Source organism: Pseudomonas sp. H1h, from assembly GCF_000633255.1.
Classification (GTDB): Bacteria; Pseudomonadota; Gammaproteobacteria; order Pseudomonadales; family Pseudomonadaceae; genus Aquipseudomonas.
In genome coordinates this window covers 86,939-103,750 of sequence record NZ_AYMJ01000012.1, presented here as the reverse complement: position 1 = coordinate 103,750, position 16,812 = coordinate 86,939, and the positions used below count along the sequence as shown (strand labels likewise).

Here is a 16,812-nt window from a genome sequence, read left to right as displayed (position 1 = left end):
TGGCGCCGATGAGTGATGCGGAGGCGGAGTTTATGGCTCGGCATCATGGGGAGATTGAATCGTTTTTATCGCAGGGTTCGACAAGCATGGGGATTGGGGCGGCGATGTTCAGTAATCATTTAAAAAATCTCGCCGGCACGTTGAGTGAGTTGGAATCACTGCATAAGGAAACCTTCGATAAGCACGGCAAGCTTAAAGGTGTTGATTTCTTTGAAAAGCGAAAACAGTTGATGACGCAACTGGATAACAGCCTCAGTCCCTTAATGCGAAAAATGGTTGGTTTGCCCGATCACCCGAACCTTAGGAAAGCACTGGGCATTTCCAGCCGCAGCCTTGTCCATCACTGGAGCAAGGTGGGTACTTCAGCCGGAATTCCGGGGTATGCGACGCATATTGAGGGGGTAAGTAAGGCGAGCAAGGTAATAAAAGTGGGGGGCTGGATCGGAGTTGGGCTACAGGCCACAGCATCGGGAATTAAGGTCAAGGAGACCTGTCGAGAGGGTACTGAAGAGGCTTGCAGGAGAGTGCGGTTCACCGAAAGTGGGAAATTTAGTGGAATTGTCATGGGCGGAGCCGCAGGGGCGGCAATTGCGGGTCCGGTGTGCGCCGCTATCGGGCTTAGCACTTTGGGGGCAGGCGGAATCGCCTGCGGTCTTGTGTTGACTGGTTTGGGTACCGCTGTGCTGGGCAATACTTTCGGGGAGTGGGGCGAGCAAGGGGCAGATGTTGTCTATGAGATCCAGAAATGAGATCGGATATTGAAATGCTGTTCCTGTTAAGTGGTTTGGTATTGATTGCACTTATTTTTCTGTCGTCATTGATTTTGCTGTTTGTCGCTTATTTTTTTGCGCGGGATATCTTTAAGTGTTTGAGCAATTCACCGGCTGTTATTTCTAGAAAACGCACCTTGGGGTGGGAGCCGATTGGCCGATTTCTATTTATTAGTAGTGTGGGCACGCTCATGATCTTCTCGCGTAAATCCATACGAAATGGAGAGCTGGACGCCAAGGATTACGAAGCCTTGCCAGTAGGCTTGCGGCGGATAATTTTATTTTCCAATTGGATGATGTTGGTGTTAAGCACCCTTGCAATAATCGGTGTGGTGTTGGGGAAGGTTAATGGTTGGCTGAGTTAACCATTTTTCGATGATCAATCTGTTTTTGTCATTCAGGTTGTCTCTTTACGCTGGTTTGTAACTCAGCCATTTGTTTTTGTAGATAACAGCATTCTCGATATTGTCGAGAGCTGAATAGGTCCTTGAATGAAAAAACTAATTCCCCAACATTGGTTACAGCGTCAGCCGCTAATGGCCGATGAACAACTGTTTGCAGTTCTCAGCAGCACCAGCGATGGCGAGCCATTCAAGATCTTGAGCGGGTCAACTACCGCCCAAGCGCCAAGTCCGATTTGGGCGGATACGATTTACGCGCAGTGGGATGCTGTGATGCCTTTCGTGGGAATTGTCCCGGCAGACAGTGAGTTTCTCGATTGGGTGGCGACTACCGAGTCTCTTGATTGGGGCTGGCTGGCGGTTTCTTCGGCGAGCCTTGAAGTGGTGGTTGAGCATTTGCGCAGTTTGACCCAGGTGTTGATGCCGGACGGCAAAGCGGTGTTTTTCCGTTTTTGGGATGGGCGGTTTCTGTTGCCGATCCTGCATTCGGACGCAGTGGATTCGGCGCAACTGATGCCGGTGATATCGCGCGGTTTGATCAATGGTCAGGCCGTGGCTGTCGGGGGCAGGGCGCAGGCTTCGGAGCGGGTGTTTCCTTGGTGGACAGTACCGGAGTCGGTCTTGGCTGCGGCGGGTGACGACGTTCGCGTCGGCAATGCTGTGCAGTGGTTGAGCGAGGAGCATCCGATGCTCTTCGAGGACTTCCCCGAGCCGGTTCTACGCTGCAAGGTCAGGCAGTTTTTTCAGGTCGCAACGTCGGAAGAATCGTCGCAGTCGGCGTTGTTGGAGTATTTGCTGACAGAGTCGGAGTGAGGTTTCCGGGCGAAGGCCCCGGACGTTTCCTTCGAGTCGCGGCGGTTTTCATGAACTGGTAGGCGATGGGTTGCAGGGATAGCTGATGGACGCCGCCAACTACCGCATCCGCACCGTCGTCCAGGTGCTGGAAAACCTGTGCATGCGCGGCTCGATCGAGTGCGACTCCATCATCCTCAGTGACTTCGCCAAACTCTGCGCCATTCCCTTGCGTGATGGGTGTGATTTGCTGGATGTGATCGGGAAACGATTGGGCTCAATGCCGAACTGAATGTTGGTGAGTTTCAAACTGTGGCGGGTTCTTGAGATGTGAGAGGCCCGCTCGGCCGCCAACCCCTGACTTGCCGCCCGGTAAAAGGTAAACTTCACGGCCCTCGCAGGAGCAGCCATGAATTATCGTCACGCCTTCCATGCCGGCAATCACGCCGATGTGTTCAAACACCTGACTTTGACCCGCCTCATCGCCCTGATGTCGTGCAAGGAGCAGCCGTTTGCCTATCTCGACAGCCACGCCGGCATCGGTCTGTATGACCTGCAGGGTGATCAGGCCAACCGTACCGGCGAGTACCTGGAAGGCATCGCGCGCTTGTGGGATCAGCCGGATCTGCCGGCGCTGACCGCCGACTACATGAACGTGCTGCACGAGATGAACCCGGATGGCCAGTTGCGCTATTACCCGGGTTCGCCGGAGTTGGCGCGGCGTCTGACCCGGCCGCAGGACCGGGTGATGCTCAACGAGAAGCACCCGGAAGACGGCGTGCTGCTCAAGGACAACATGGCCGGCGACCGTCGGGTGAAGGTGCATCTGGGCGAGGGCTGGCATGTGGCGCGGGCGATGTTGCCGGTGCAGGAGAAGCGTGCGGTGATGTTGATTGATCCGCCGTTCGAACAGCTCGATGAAATGCAACGTTGCGCGGCGTCGTTGAAAGAGGCGATTGGCCGGATGCGCCAGACCGTGGCGGCAATCTGGTACCCGGTGAAGGACCAGCGTGCGCTGCGTCGTTTCTATCAGGACCTGGCCGGTACTGGTGCGCCGAAACTGCTGCGCGTGGAGCTGTTGGTGCATCCGCTGGATACGCCGAACAGCCTGAACGGATCGGGCATGGCGATTGCCAATCCGCCGTGGGGGCTGGAGGAAGAATTGCGTGAGCTGCTGCCGTGGCTGTCCAGGAAACTTGGGCAGACCCAGGGTGGGTGGCAGATGGACTGGTTGATTGCCGAGAGTTGATCAGTTGCTTTGATGGTGTCTGATCGGACGCCTTCGCGAGCAAGTCCGCTGCCACATTTGGAACGCATTTCAAATGTGGCAGCGGGCTTGCTCGCGAAGCTTCCAGGCTTTAGTTGCCCGCCAGACTCGGTGGCATGCACACGCCGGTGCCGCCGATCCCGCAGTAGCCTTCGGGATTCTTCGCCAGGTATTGCTGGTGATACGCCTCGGCGAAGTACACGGTCGGCGCCTGTTCGATGTCGGTGCTGATTTCGCCCAGACCGGCCTTCGACAGTTCAGCCTGATACACCGCTTTGCTCTTGAGCGCCGCATCCAGTTGCTCTGGCGAGGTCGCGTAGATCACCGAGCGGTACTGGGTGCCGATGTCGTTACCCTGGCGCATGCCCTGCGTCGGGTTGTGCAGTTCCCAGAACATCGCCAGCAGCTCTTCGTAGCTGACTTTGGCCTTGTCATACACCACCAGCACCACTTCGGCGTGGCCGGTCAGGCCCGAGCAGACTTCTTCATAAGTCGGGTTCGGCGTGTAGCCACCGGCGTAGCCGACCACGGTGCTGACCACGCCTTCACGCTGCCAGAAGCGGCGTTCGGCACCCCAGAAGCAACCCAGGCCGAAGATCGCGAAGTCGACGTCCTGGAAGAACGGGCCGAGCAGCGGGGTTTCTTCGAAGACGAAGTGCTTTTCAGGCAGGGTCATCGCGGTTTCGCGGCCGGGCAGAGCTTGGTCTTTGGTCGGTAGCACGTTTTTGTTCACCAGAATTTCCGAGCGCAGAACCATGATCGTTCCTCTCAGTCAGGATGGGATGTAAAAAATCAGACCGCCAGTGTGCCCAATGATGCCCAGTTAATCACTACCCAAAATGTGCGGGTACTCGCACCCATTGTAGGAGTGAGCCTGCTCGCGATAGCGGTATTTCAGTAACGAATAAGTTGATTGACCTACCACTATCGCGAGCAGGCTCACTCCTACAAGGGATCTGTGTTGTTTAGAGGCAGAGCGGGCCGCGTGGGTAGCGCTTGAGCGCCTGGATCAGCTCGGCGCCGGGTATCGGGCGGTCGAACAGGTAGCCCTGGCCGACATCGCAGCGGTGGCGACGCAGGAATGCCAGCTGTTCGGCGGTTTCGATGCCTTCGGCCACGACTTTGAGCTTGAGGTTGTGCGCCATGGCGATCACCGCCGAGGTAATTTCCATGTCGTCCTGGTTGTCCGGGATCTCGTGGATGAAGCTGCGATCGATCTTGATGATGTCGATCGGGAATTTCTTCAAATAACTCAGCGACGAATAACCGGTGCCGAAGTCATCCATGGCCAGGGTCAGGCCCAGGCGCTTGAGCTGGTCGAGCTGCAGGTGCGTGTCTTCGGTGGCTTCCAGCAGCAAACCTTCGGTCAGCTCCAGCTCCAGCAGATTGGCCGGCAGCGCTTCTTCCTTGAGGATGTTGGCGATCGAGGCGACCAGGTCCGGGTCGGAGAATTGCTTGGGCGACAGGTTGATCGCCACTTGCAGATTGCCCATGCCGGCGGCGGTCAGCGCTTTGCTCATGCGGCAGGCCTGACGGGCGATCCACTTGCCGATCGGGATGATCAGGCCGGTCTCTTCGGCGACGCTGATGAACTGGTCCGGACGGATCATGCCACGCTCCGGGTGGTTCCAGCGCAGCAGCGCTTCCATGCCCAGCAGGCGACCGCTGCGCAGGCACAGCTTGGGCTGATAGAACACGTCCAGCTCGTTCTGGGTCAGGGCGCGGCGCAGGTTGTTCTCGACGAACAGCTTGTAGCTGGCCTCGGCGTTCAGCGCCTCGGTGAAGACTTGCACCTGGTGTTTGCCGTTGGCCTTGGCCTTGTGCAGGGCCAGGCCAGCGTTACGCATCAGGGTCTGCGGATCGCGCCCGTGCAGCGGCGCACAGGCCAGGCCGACCGAGCCGGTGACGCTGATCAGCTGGTTGTCGACGAACATCGGTTTGTCGAGGGTCATCAGCAGTTGGCTGGCGATCTGCTGCCCGGCTTCGAGATCGGTGTCGTCGAGCAGCACGGCGAACTCGTTACTGGCAAACCGCGCCAGGCTGCCGCTCGGGCTCAGGCTGTTGCGCAGGCGCCGGGCGAGACTGATCAGCAGTTTGTCGCCGGTCTGGTGACCGAGGCTGTCGTTGATTCGTTTGAAGTTGTCGATGTCCACCAGCAACAGGCTGATCGGGGTATCGCTATCCCGGGCGAAGCGTTCGTCCAGATTGCGGATAAATGCAGGCCGGTTACCGAGGTTGGTCAGGTTGTCGGTGTACGCCAGACGCTCGATGCGCTGTTGCGCCAGTTTGGTCTGGGTAATGTCTTCGTAGATGCCGATGTAGTGCGTCAGCTCGCGGTTGTCGCCATACACCTTGGAGATCGACAACTGACCCCAGTACGGTTCGAGGTTCTTGCGCCGGCTCTTGAATTCGCCCTGCCAGCTGTTGCTCTTGGCCAGCGCCGAGGGCGCGTCGAACAGCAGTTCACTGAGGTTTTCCAGGGCCGGAAGCTCCGACAGGCGCTGGCCGTGGACTTCCTCGGTGGAATACTGGGTGATCGCGGTGAAGCTCGGGTTGACGTACTCGACCACGCCGTCGCAATTGACCAGCAAAAAGGCGTTGGCGCTTTGCTCGACCGCGCGCTGGAACAGGTGCAGGGCGCTGGTGGCGGTGCGACGGTTGTGGTTGTTGATGACCTGGGCGAACTGGTCTGCCAGCTCACCGGCAAAGGCGATTTCGTCGGACTGCCAGGCGCGGGTGACGCCGGTCTGTTCCAGGCAGAGCACGCCGACCACTTGGCCATCGACGCGGATACTGGCGTCGAGCATCGCGTTGACGTCGCGCGGGCGCAGGGCTTCGGCCATCTCGCGGGTGCGCGGGTCGCGCATGGCGTTGTGCGCGTCGATGGCGCGACTGCCGTGCAGGGCGTCCATGTAGTCGGGGAAACCGCTGATGTCGATCACCTCCGGCAGGATGTATTCCTGAGTCGCGCGGTGATACGCCGAAATCGGCACCAGCAGATTACCTTCGAGGTTCCACAGGCTGGCGCAGTCGATTTCATAGATGTCACAGGCACAGCGGGTGATCAGCTCGGCGGCTTCCTGCAGCGAATTGTGGCTGCTGTAGCGCTGGCGGGCCAGCAACAGGATCAGATCCTGCTGGGCGCGCACCCGATCCAGATGTTGCAGTTGTTCCTGCTGGGCACGCTGGTTGAGTTCCAGGGCGATCTGCAGGCGGGAATTCTGGGTTTCGAGGTCGACGGACGGCAGCGTGGGCGCTTCAGCGAACACGTTATCAACGGCCAGCAAATAGCCGCGCAACAGGTGGCGATTGTGCTGTTTGTAGGCTTCGCCGAGCTCGAGGATGCTCAAGGCGCCGGCGGCGGTGTGCAGGGTGTAGCGCACCAGATAATGCGGGCTGACGCCGAGTTGCTGCTGGATGGTGTCGTGCAGTTGATAGCGCGCTTCAGGCTCCATCAGGCTGGCGTAGGGCGAGCCGACCAGCGCACAGAGCTCGACCGCCGGTTGGCCGAACTGACGCTCGCAGTTGGGGTCGAGAAACAGCATCGCCCAGCTGGCTTCATTCAAGCGCTCGAAACGCAGCATGCCGAGCCGCGAGGGCACAGGCAACTGCGTCACTACCTCGGCCGCCATACGGCTGGCGGCATCGGGTTGGCTCTTCATGAAGGAACTCGCTTGGAAATATGCTGAACGCGCCGGGCTCTCGCCCTCTTTACTGTTGCCTGCGGCAAGGTTGCATCATTGCGGCACCGACTGACAAGAGAGATGAAGGCCAAGTGCTATAAGAATATGTCGGCCGCGCAAGGCATTTCTCCAGCGCCTCTCGTAAAAGAGCAAAAGATCGCAGCCTGCTGCAGCTCCTACAGGGGGCGCACACCCGTGCAGGACCTACCGAAGGCTGCAATTTTTTAAGGTTTCAGCGTAATTTCATACTGATCGATTGCAGCTTCTTTCCATCCCGATCATGGTAATTGATCAAAATCTGATCAGCCTCAACCACCATGTGCGCGAAGTTGTCTTCACTGACCACTGCGCTGGTCAACTCTTGGTGATAGTCGCCTGCTGCGGTGCGCGCCAGCGGTTGATCGAGGATGAACGTCGAGGCCCTGGCGTAGGGCAACAGCTTGCTGTTATGAAAAGGCGAGGAAACGATGGTGTGGACTTCGAAGTCCGGGTCTTCGCTGTGGCTCAGGCGCGAGGTCAACGAGCCGTGCACGTCGCCCGAGACAAACACCACGTTCCTGATCCGCTGGGTGCGGATGGTTTCCAGCAGGCGCAGGCGTTGCTCCGGGAAGGCTTTCCAGGCGTCGTCGCCGTGCAGCTTGCGATCCGGGTAGAACATCACGCTGGTGACGACGAACTTGACCCGCGCCGGGCTGTTGATCAGCCACTGAAGGAGCGCCTGTTCCTGCGCCTCGTCGAGGATGCGGCGATCATCGGCCGACAGGTTGCGTCGGGTGCGACTGTCGGTCACGAACCATTCAATGTCACCGTCACTGAATTGATACCAGTAATGCTCGAGCTTTTCCCGGTCGACTTCTTCGTTAGTTGTCAGCTCATGCGCAGGGCTATGGCTTACTTGATAGATCTCATAGGCCGCCATGGCATTGCGATATAACGCGTGATCAGACTTTCCGGCATTCGCCGGCCAGTTGTCTTCGATTTCGTGATCATCAAGGATCATGTAAGTCGAGGTGCCGGCCATCAGACGCTGAATGTTGGGTTGGGAGAACGCCGCGCGGTATTTGCTGAGGATCTCTTCGTATTCACGATCAGGTGCGAACAGATTAAGGTCGTCGACGTAAATCTGATCACCCGTCATCAACGTGGCACTGATCGGCGGTTGCGCACCTTCGATCAACTGGTTGATAGAGGCGAAGATCCGGTCGCCGAGGTGGGGCAGCGAGGGGATGCCTGCGCTCATGCGCAAATAGCGGCAGGAGCCGACGATGTAAGCCCGTGGCTGCAGGGCCTGGCTGGAACGGGTACGCAGGCGATAGATTTCCCGGGGCCACTGCAGCGGTAGTTCGGCCACACTGTCCACAGTGTGTACCGGATTCATCGGGCTGAACCAGCCGGTCTGGTATTCATATTCGGTGTCGCTGCTCAAGTTGTTGAGTACGAACACCGCCGTCATGTCGCGCAAACTATCGAGTTCAGCGAAGTTACCCGTTGACCACTGTTGTGTGTCTGCCATCCGGTAGCGAATGGCGGCAAATACCGGTGCATTGTCCTGGCGGTCTGCGCGCATGAATATCCGCGCATGATGAGTTGTCACGTGGCCGATGATCGGGCCAATAGTTGGCTTTAACATATTCGAATCCGTTCGAGTAAGTTTGTTGTTGATAAATAACGCTGGGTTTTTGTTATTTAATTAGAGGGGCAAAGGTTAGTTGGCCGTCGAGCAAAAATATCGAGGCGAAGTGGACTGTGCTCGTGGCTTAAGTAAGCCGAACATGTAGGAAGATGCGCTGGTATTTCTTCAGGCAAAAAAAGCCCCGTCAAACTGACGGGGTTGAGGTACGAGCGTGTGGCGCTCGAAAACGTGAAACACAAGCGGCCCTCCGTTGCCGGAGGGCCGCCTGGGATTACAGCAGGATGGTGCGGATGTCCGCCAGCAGGCTGCCCAGACGCTGGGTAAAGCGTGCGGCAGCGGCGCCGTTGATCACACGGTGATCGTAGGACAACGACAGCGGCAGCATCAGTTTCGGCTGGAAGGCTTTGCCGTCCCAGACTGGCTGGATGGTCGCCTTGGAAACACCGAGGATCGCCACTTCCGGCGCGTTGACGATCGGCGTGAAGCCGGTGCCGCCAATGTGGCCGAGGCTGGAAATGGTGAAGCAGGCGCCCTGCATGTCGTCAGCGGTGAGCTTCTTGTCGCGGGCTTTGGCAGCCAGCGCAGCGGCTTCGGCTGCCAGTTGCAACAGGCTCTTCTGGTCAACGTTCTTGATGACCGGTACCAGCAGGCCATCCGGAGTGTCGACGGCGAAGCCGATGTTGACGTACTTCTTGCGGATAATCGCTTTGCCGCTTGGCGCCAGCGAACTGTTGAAGTCCGGCAGCTCCTTGAGCATGTGCGCGCACGACTTGAGTAGCAGTGGCAGGATTGTCAGCTTGACGCCGGCCTTCTCTGCAACGGCTTTCTGGGCCACGCGGAACGCTTCCAGCTCGGTGATATCAGCCGAATCGAACTGAGTCACGTGCGGGATGTTCAGCCAGCTGCGGTGCAGGCTCGACGCGCCGATTTGCATCAGGCGAGTCATCGGCACTTCTTCGATTTCGCCGAAACGGCTGAAGTCGACGACCGGAATCGGCGGGATGCCCGCACCACCGGTTGCGCCGGCAGCAGCGGCCGGTGCTTCCTTGGCCTTCTGCATCATCGCTTTGACGTAAGTCTGCACGTCTTCTTTCAAGATACGACCGTGCGGGCCGCTGGCGCCGACAGCGTTCAGCTCCACGCCGAACTCGCGAGCCAGTTGACGCACGGCAGGACCGGCGTGAACTTTCGCACCCGGCTTGGCCGGTGCGGCGGCTGGCGCAGCAGCAGGTGCGGGTGCAGCGGCAGCCGGAGCGGCAGCGGCTGGAGCACTTGGAGCAGCAGCAGCGGCAGCTGGAGCCGGGGCAGCAGCAGGCGCCGCGCATTTGACTTTCAGCTTGAGGATCAGGTCGCCGGTACCGACTTCGTCGTCCAGCTTGATCGAAACGCTTTCCACCACGCCGGCAGCGGGCGACGGGATTTCCATGCTCGCCTTGTCGGATTCCAGGGTGATCAGCGACTGGTCGGCTTCAACGCTGTCGCCAGCCTTGACCAACACTTCGATGATCTTCGCTTTGCCAGCCGAGCCGATGTCCGGAACGTGGATGTCCTGAACGCTGTCGGCCACTGGAGCAGCCGGGGCTGCTGCAGGAGCAGGTGCAGCCGCAGCGGCCGGTGCAGCAGCCTGGGCTGGAGCGGCAGCAGCAGGGGCCGCAGCACCCGCCACTTCCAGATCCAGGATCAGGTCGCCGGTGCCGACTTCGTCGTTGAGCTTGACGCTGATGGCCTTGACCACGCCAGCGGCAGGCGACGGGATTTCCATGCTCGCCTTGTCGGATTCCAGAGTGATCAGCGATTGATCAGCCTCGACCTTGTCGCCGACCTTGACCTGGATCTCGATGATCTGGGCCTTGCCCGACGAACCGATGTCCGGCACGTGCACTTGCTGAACCGAAGCGGCAGCAGGGGCAGCAGGGGCAGCAGGGGCAGCGGCAGGCGCGGCAGCAGGCGCCGCAGCCGGTTTGGCTTCAGCTTTTGCTGCCGGTGCAGCGGCAGGCGCAGGGGCCGCTTGCGCGGCGCCCTCGACTTCCAGCTCAAGCAGTTCGTCGCCTTCTTTCAGGCGGTCGCCCAGCTTCACTTTCAGGCTTTTGATGACGCCGGCTTTCGGGGCCGGCACTTCCATGCTGGCCTTGTCCGATTCCAGGGTCAGGATGCTCTGGTCGGCTTCGATACGGTCGCCGACCTTCACAAACAGTTCAATTACTTCACCTTCACCGCTGCCGATGTCAGGTACGCGAATGAGTTCGCTCACAAAATGTCTCCTCAGCAGTCCAGTGGGTTGCGTTTTTCCGGGTCGATGCCGAACTTGACGATGGCCTCAGCCACCACTTTAGGTTCGATATCACCACGGTCAGCCAGTGCTTCCAGGGCTGCCAACACCACGAAATGACGGTCGACTTCGAAGAAATGACGCAGTTTCTTGCGGCTGTCGCTGCGGCCGAAACCGTCGGTGCCCAGGACTTTGAATTCCTTGGACGGTACCCACTGACGGATCTGCTCGGCGAACAGTTTCATGTAGTCGGTAGAGGCGATGACCGGACCTTTACGGCCGTTCAGGCACTCTTCGACGTAGCTCAGCTTAGGCTTCTGGCCAGGCTTCAGGCGGTTGCTGCGCTCTACGGCAAGGCCGTCGCGACGCAGTTCGTTGAAGCTGGTGACGCTCCACACGTCGGCGCCGACGTTGAACTCTTCACGCAGGATCTTCGCCGCTTCACGGACTTCACGCAGGATGGTGCCGGAGCCCATCAGCTGTACGTGGTGCGCCGCATCGCGGGTGTCTTCTTCAAGCAGGTACATGCCTTTCTTGATGCCTTCTTCGGCACCGGCCGGCATGGCTGGCTGCTGGTACGACTCGTTCATCACGGTGATGTAGTAGAAGATGTCCTGTTGCTCTTCGGTCATCTTCTTCATGCCGTCCTGAATGATCACCGCCAGCTCGTAGCCGTAGGTTGGATCGTAGGTGCGGCAGTTCGGGATGGTCGCGGCCAGCAGGTGGCTGTGACCGTCTTCGTGTTGCAGACCTTCACCGTTCAGGGTGGTACGACCGGCGGTGCCGCCGATCAGGAAGCCACGGGTGCGGCTGTCGCCGGCAGCCCAGGCCAGGTCGCCAATGCGCTGGAAGCCGAACATCGAGTAGAAGATGTAGAACGGCAGCATCGGCTGATTGTGGCTGGAGTACGAAGTACCGGCGGCGATGAACGAGCTCATGGCGCCTGCTTCGTTGATGCCTTCTTCAAGGATCTGACCTTTCTGGTCTTCCTTGTAGAACATCACCTGGTCTTTATCGACTGGCTCGTAGAGCTGGCCGACGGACGAGTAGATGCCCAGCTGACGGAACATGCCTTCCATACCGAAGGTACGGGCTTCGTCCGGGATGATCGGAACGATGCGTGGGCCGATTTCCTTGTCCTTGACCAGTTGCGCGAGGATCCGCACGAACGCCATGGTGGTGGAGATTTCACGGTCGCCCGAACCATCGAGGATGGCTTTGAGGGTGTCCAGATCCGGCGTCGGCACGCTGAAGCTTTGCGCGCGGCGCTGTGGCACGAAACCGCCCAGTGCAGTGCGACGCTCGCTCAGGTAGCGGGCTTCGGCGCTGTTTGGCTCTGGCTTGAAGAACGGCAGGTTCTCCAGCTCTTCGTCCTTGACCGGGATGTCGAAACGATCGCGGAACAACTTCAGGCTGTCGACGTCGACTTTCTTGGTGTTGTGCGCCGTGTTTTTCGCTTCGCCGGCACCGGTGCCATAACCCTTGATGGTCTTGGCCAGGATGACGGTCGGTTGTTCTTTGTGGTTGACCGCTTCGTGGTACGCCGCGTAGACCTTGTACGGGTCGTGGCCGCCACGGTTGAGTTTCCAGATTTCGTCGTCGGACAGATCAGCAACCATCGCCTTGAGTTCTGGCGTGTTGAAGAAGTGCTCACGGACGAACGCGCCGTCTTTGGCTTTGTAGTTCTGGTACTCGCCGTCGATGACTTCGTCCATGCGACGTTGCAGGATGCCGTCGACGTCCTTGGCCAGCAGTGGGTCCCAGAAACGGCCCCAGATGACTTTGGTCACGTTCCACTGTGCACCGCGGAACACGCCTTCGAGCTCCTGGATGATCTTGCCGTTGCCGCGAACCGGGCCGTCGAGGCGCTGCAGGTTGCAGTTGATGACGAAGATCAGGTTGTCCAGCTTCTCGCGGCCGGCCAGGGAGATCGCGCCCAGGGATTCCGGCTCGTCGCACTCGCCGTCGCCCAGGAAGCACCAGACTTTCTGTTTGCCTGGCTGGATGAAGCCGCGGTGTTCCAGGTACTTCATGAAGCGAGCCTGGTAGATCGCCTGGATCGGGCCCAGACCCATGGATACGGTCGGGAACTGCCAGAAGTCAGGCATCAGCCAAGGGTGCGGGTAGGACGACAGGCCCTGACCGTCGACTTCCTGGCGGAAGTTGTTCATCTGGTCTTCGGTGATGCGGCCTTCCATGAACGCACGGGCGTAAACGCCTGGCGAGGTGTGGCCCTGGAAGTAGATCAGGTCGCCGCCGTGTTCGTCGGTCGGGGCCTGGAAGAAGTAGTTGAAGCCGATGTCATACAGGGTCGCGCTGGAAGCGAAGCTGGAGATGTGACCACCCAGGTCAGAATCTTTCAGGTTCGTACGCATTACCATGGCCATCGCGTTCCAGCGTACCAGCGAGCGAATGCGGCGTTCCATGAACAGGTCGCCAGGCATGCGTGCTTCGTGGGTTACCGGGATGGTGTTGCGGTAAGGCGTGGTGATGGCGTAAGGGAGCTGCGAGCCGCTGCGGGTCGCGAGTTCGCCCATACGGGTCATCAGATAGTGAGCACGGTCTTCGCCTTCTTTGTCGAGAACCGATTCCAGGGCGTCCAGCCATTCCTGGGTTTCGACGGGATCGAGGTCTTGCATGGCTTGCTCCAGGGCGGAAAGGCTTCCAGAATCGGTTGCCTGAGTTTGCGACTGGCCTTGTGGGCAGACGATTTAAAATTCTTGGATTGCCGACAGGTTGTTCCGGCGGCGTGTAGTTTTACTACAAATCTTTGAGCATTTCAGCCTTTCGGATGTATAGACGAGTAGTAAAACTACAGATGAAAGGCTTGTGGCCTCCGACTGCGTTGTGAGAATAATCGTTAAGGTTGGTCGATTACCATCCGTAAAAGGTGAAATTTTGATGCTGGATGCTAAAGAAGAAGAAATTTCAGCTATTTCTAACTTTTGTTCGACAGTCCTTCGCGTAGCGGGTTTTCATCATTCACTACAAGCGGCCATTTACACGCCGATCAAGGATAGACCATGACCCTGCCCGCGCTTGCCGAACTGCCCGCCATTCTCCTGCCGTTGGTCACTCGATCCGAGCAGTCGTTCCGTACGGCCGTCGCCTCACTGGAAGACGATCATGGCCTTGCCCACTGGACGCCGGAGCGCTGGGCGCAATTGGCTCGCGTTGGCGCCGCCAGCGATTTCGTCATTGAACAGAGCGTTCGTGACCCTTTGATGTTGCTCTCCTTGGTGCAGTCCGGCGAACTCGACCGGCCATTCGCGCCGGGTGAACTGTGCGCGCAGATTGCCGCCGCCGTAAACACTGCGCAAAGCGAAGACGAGCTCGGGCGCGTGCTGCGTCGTCAGCGCGCCCGTCATCAAGTACGCATCATCTGGCGTGACCTCAATCGCCAAGCCGACCTGGTACAGACCTGTCGCGATCTGTCGGACATGGCCGACGCCACCATCGATCAGGCCTATCAATGGCTGTACAGCCGTCATTGCCAGCAGTTTGGTACACCGACCGGCCGGCGCAGCGGTTTGCCGCAGCAGATGGTCATCCTTGGCATGGGCAAGCTCGGCGCCGTCGAGTTGAATCTGTCCTCGGACATCGATCTGATCTTCGCCTACCCCGAGGGCGGCGAAACCGTCGGGGTGAAACGTGCGCTGGATAATCAGGAATTCTTCATTCGTCTCGGCCAGCGTCTGATCAAGGCCCTTGACCCGATGACGGTCGACGGTTTCGTGTTCCGCGTCGACATGCGCCTGCGCCCGTACGGTTCGTCCGGTGCATTGGTGCTGAGCTTCAATGCACTGGAGCAGTATTACCAGGATCAGGGTCGTGACTGGGAACGTTACGCGATGATCAAGGCGCGGGTGGTGGCCGGCGATCAAGCGGCTGGTGCGCAGTTGCTCGACATGCTGCGACCGTTCGTCTACCGGCGCTATCTGGATTTCTCGGCGATCGAGGCGCTGCGCACCATGAAGCAGCTGATCCAGCAGGAAGTGCGGCGCAAGGGCATGGCCGACAATATCAAGCTCGGTTCGGGCGGCATCCGCGAGGTCGAGTTCATTGCCCAGGCCTTCCAGTTGATCCACGGCGGGCGTGATCTGAGCCTGCAACAGCGTCCTTTATTAAAGGTATTGAGCACGCTGGAGGGGCAGGGTTATCTGCCACCGGCAGTGATCAGCGAGTTGCGTGAAGGCTACGAATTCCTGCGTTACACCGAGCACGCGATCCAGGCGATTGCCGACCGCCAGACCCAGATGTTGCCGGATGGCGCTCAGGATCAGGCGCGCATTGCGTTCATGCTCGGGTTCGCCGACTGGGATGCTTTCCACGAAAAACTGATGTTCTGGCGGGGCCGGGTCGCCTGGCACTTTGCGCAGGTGATCGCTGATCCCGATGAAGAAGAGGGCGCTGATTGCGAAGTGGTGGTTGGCGGTGAGTGGCTGCCGCTGTGGGAAGAGGCACAGGACGAAGAGGCCGCTTGCCGGCAGTTGGAAGAGGGCGGTTTCAAGGATGCGAACAAAGCGCTGAAGGCCCTGGCCGGTTTGCGCGGCAGCCCGCAGTTGCGCGCGATGCAGCGATTGGGGCGTGAGCGTCTCGATGCCTTTATTCCACGATTGCTGGCCCAGGCAGTGGAGCATGCCAATCCGGATCTGGTGCTGGAGCGGGTGCTGCCGCTGGTCGAAGCAGTGGCCCGGCGTTCAGCTTATCTAGTGCTGCTGACGGAGAACCCCGGCGCCCTGCGGCGTTTGCTGACGCTGTGCGCAGCGAGCCCGTGGATTGCCGAGCAGATCACTCGCTTCCCGCTGTTGCTCGACGAATTGCTTAATGAAGGTCGCCTGTTCAAGCCGCCACTGGCCCCTGAGCTGGCCGCCGAATTGCGCGAGCGCCTGACGCGGATTCCCGAAGACGACCTCGAACAACAGATGGAAGCCCTGCGTCACTTCAAGCTTGCGCATCGCTTGCGAGTCGCCGCTTCGGAAATCGCCGGCAGCCTGCCGTTGATGAAGGTCAGCGATTACCTGACGTGGCTGGCCGAAGCGATACTCGAACAAGTGCTGGCCCTGGCCTGGCGCCAGACGGTCGCCAAGTACGGCACGCCGCTGCGCACCGATGGCACCTTGTGCGATCCCGGCTTCATCATTGTCGGTTATGGGAAAGTCGGTGGGCTGGAACTGGGGCATGGTTCGGACCTGGACCTGGTGTTCATCCATGACGGCGATCCGCAGGCGGAAACCGACGGGCCGAAGCCAATCGATGGCGCGCAGTTCTTCACCCGGCTGGGTCAGCGAATCATCCATTTGCTGACCGCGCAGACCAACTCCGGGCAGTTGTATGAAGTGGACATGCGCCTGCGGCCATCCGGTGCATCCGGGTTGCTGGTCAGCTCCTTGGGTGCATTTGCCCGCTATCAGGAAAATGAAGCCTGGACGTGGGAGCATCAGGCGCTGGTGCGTGCGCGGGTACTGGTGGGCAGTCAGGATGTCGGTCAGGCGTTCGAGAAAGTCCGCGCTCAGGTATTGGGCAAGGCGCGGGATCTGGCGAAGTTGCAGCAGGAAGTCAGCGAGATGCGCGCCAAGATGCGTGACAACCTCGGCAGCAAGGGCACTGCGGCCGGTACGGCGGCAAATGCCTTCGAGGCCACGGCGCCGTTCGACCTCAAGCAGGACGCCGGAGGTATCGTCGATATTGAATTTATGGTGCAATACGCGGCCTTGGCGTGGTCGCACAGCCACCCGCCATTGCTGCGCTGGACTGATAACATTCGCATTCTGGAAGAGCTGGAACACGAAGGGCTGATGCCTGCCGAAGACGCCAGCCTGTTGCGTGAGGCGTATAAAGCCTACCGCTCCGCTGCCCACCGGCAGGCCTTGCAGAAGGACGCCGGGGTGATCCAGGGCGATCAGTTTGTCGAGGAACGCCAGCAGGTATTGCGGATCTGGAAAGAGTTGGGGCTAAGCTGAAACCGGATATTTGAAACACCTGATGGCCCCTGTG

The 16,812-nt window shown here is 59.3% G+C and carries 9 protein-coding genes and 1 pseudogene; 5 read left to right on the top strand and 5 right to left on the bottom strand.

What is annotated here, in order from left to right:
• Window positions 1-763 precede the first annotated feature (763 nt).
• From U862_RS0109690 to U862_RS0109675, 4 genes and pseudogenes are all read left to right on the top strand, one after another.
• On the top strand, window positions 764-1,135 hold the full coding sequence (locus U862_RS0109690; RefSeq protein ID WP_157836070.1) for a hypothetical protein: 372 nt from the start codon (window positions 764-766) through the stop codon (window positions 1,133-1,135).
• A gap of 126 nt (window positions 1,136-1,261) precedes the next feature.
• Window positions 1,262-1,984: a DUF4123 domain-containing protein gene (locus U862_RS0109685; protein WP_025110220.1), complete on the top strand. Its 723-nt coding sequence runs from the start codon at window positions 1,262-1,264 to the stop codon at window positions 1,982-1,984.
• Window positions 1,985-2,066: 82 nt separating this feature from the next.
• Window positions 2,067-2,255: pseudogene (locus U862_RS0109680) on the top strand (hypothetical protein); the annotation flags it as partial.
• Between the two features lie 117 nt (window positions 2,256-2,372).
• Window positions 2,373-3,212, top strand: coding sequence for a 23S rRNA (adenine(2030)-N(6))-methyltransferase RlmJ (locus U862_RS0109675; protein WP_025110218.1), 840 nt, complete (start codon window positions 2,373-2,375; stop codon window positions 3,210-3,212).
• Window positions 3,213-3,321: 109 nt separating this feature from the next.
• On the opposite strand, the gene msrA is transcribed toward U862_RS0109675, so the two are convergent.
• The 5 genes from msrA to aceE all read right to left on the bottom strand — a co-directional run bounded on the left by msrA (window position 3,322) and on the right by aceE (window position 13,454).
• The gene (gene msrA / locus U862_RS0109670; protein WP_025110217.1) at window positions 3,322-3,987 is read right to left on the bottom strand and encodes a peptide-methionine (S)-S-oxide reductase MsrA; all 666 of its coding nucleotides are present in this window, start codon (window positions 3,985-3,987) and stop codon (window positions 3,322-3,324) included.
• A 208-nt stretch (window positions 3,988-4,195) separates the two neighbouring features.
• Window positions 4,196-6,892, bottom strand: a complete 2,697-nt coding sequence (locus U862_RS0109665) for a bifunctional diguanylate cyclase/phosphodiesterase (protein WP_025110216.1) — start codon at window positions 6,890-6,892, stop codon at window positions 4,196-4,198.
• Between the two features lie 253 nt (window positions 6,893-7,145).
• Window positions 7,146-8,543 (bottom strand): alkaline phosphatase D family protein, encoded by a 1,398-nt coding sequence (locus tag U862_RS0109660; protein ID WP_025110215.1) that lies wholly within the window; start codon window positions 8,541-8,543, stop codon window positions 7,146-7,148.
• Window positions 8,544-8,817: 274 nt separating this feature from the next.
• On the bottom strand, window positions 8,818-10,797 hold the full coding sequence (aceF, locus tag U862_RS0109655; RefSeq protein ID WP_025110214.1) for a dihydrolipoyllysine-residue acetyltransferase: 1,980 nt from the start codon (window positions 10,795-10,797) through the stop codon (window positions 8,818-8,820).
• 11 nt (window positions 10,798-10,808) lie between these two features.
• Window positions 10,809-13,454, bottom strand: a complete 2,646-nt coding sequence (gene aceE / locus U862_RS0109650; protein WP_007915682.1) for a pyruvate dehydrogenase (acetyl-transferring), homodimeric type — start codon at window positions 13,452-13,454, stop codon at window positions 10,809-10,811.
• A 384-nt stretch (window positions 13,455-13,838) separates the two neighbouring features.
• Between aceE and glnE the strand changes: the two genes are divergently transcribed.
• Window positions 13,839-16,778: a bifunctional [glutamate--ammonia ligase]-adenylyl-L-tyrosine phosphorylase/[glutamate--ammonia-ligase] adenylyltransferase gene (gene glnE / locus U862_RS0109645; RefSeq protein ID WP_025110213.1), complete on the top strand. Its 2,940-nt coding sequence runs from the start codon at window positions 13,839-13,841 to the stop codon at window positions 16,776-16,778.
• The last annotated feature ends 34 nt before the right edge of the window (window positions 16,779-16,812 follow it).

Excerpts from the sequence above, each read along its gene's own strand:
- U862_RS0109690 (WP_157836070.1), top strand. The coding sequence starts at position 764 with ATGCTGTTCCTGTTAAGTGGTTTGGTATTGATTGCACTTATTTTTCTG.
- U862_RS0109685 (WP_025110220.1), top strand. The coding sequence starts at position 1,262 with ATGAAAAAACTAATTCCCCAACATTGGTTACAGCGTCAGCCGCTAATG.
- U862_RS0109675 (WP_025110218.1), top strand. The coding sequence starts at position 2,373 with ATGAATTATCGTCACGCCTTCCATGCCGGCAATCACGCCGATGTGTTC.
- msrA (WP_025110217.1), bottom strand. The coding sequence starts at position 3,987 with ATGGTTCTGCGCTCGGAAATTCTGGTGAACAAAAACGTGCTACCGACC.
- U862_RS0109665 (WP_025110216.1), bottom strand. The coding sequence starts at position 6,892 with ATGAAGAGCCAACCCGATGCCGCCAGCCGTATGGCGGCCGAGGTAGTG.
- U862_RS0109660 (WP_025110215.1), bottom strand. The coding sequence starts at position 8,543 with ATGTTAAAGCCAACTATTGGCCCGATCATCGGCCACGTGACAACTCAT.
- aceE (WP_007915682.1), bottom strand. The coding sequence starts at position 13,454 with ATGCAAGACCTCGATCCCGTCGAAACCCAGGAATGGCTGGACGCCCTG.
- glnE (WP_025110213.1), top strand. The coding sequence starts at position 13,839 with ATGACCCTGCCCGCGCTTGCCGAACTGCCCGCCATTCTCCTGCCGTTG.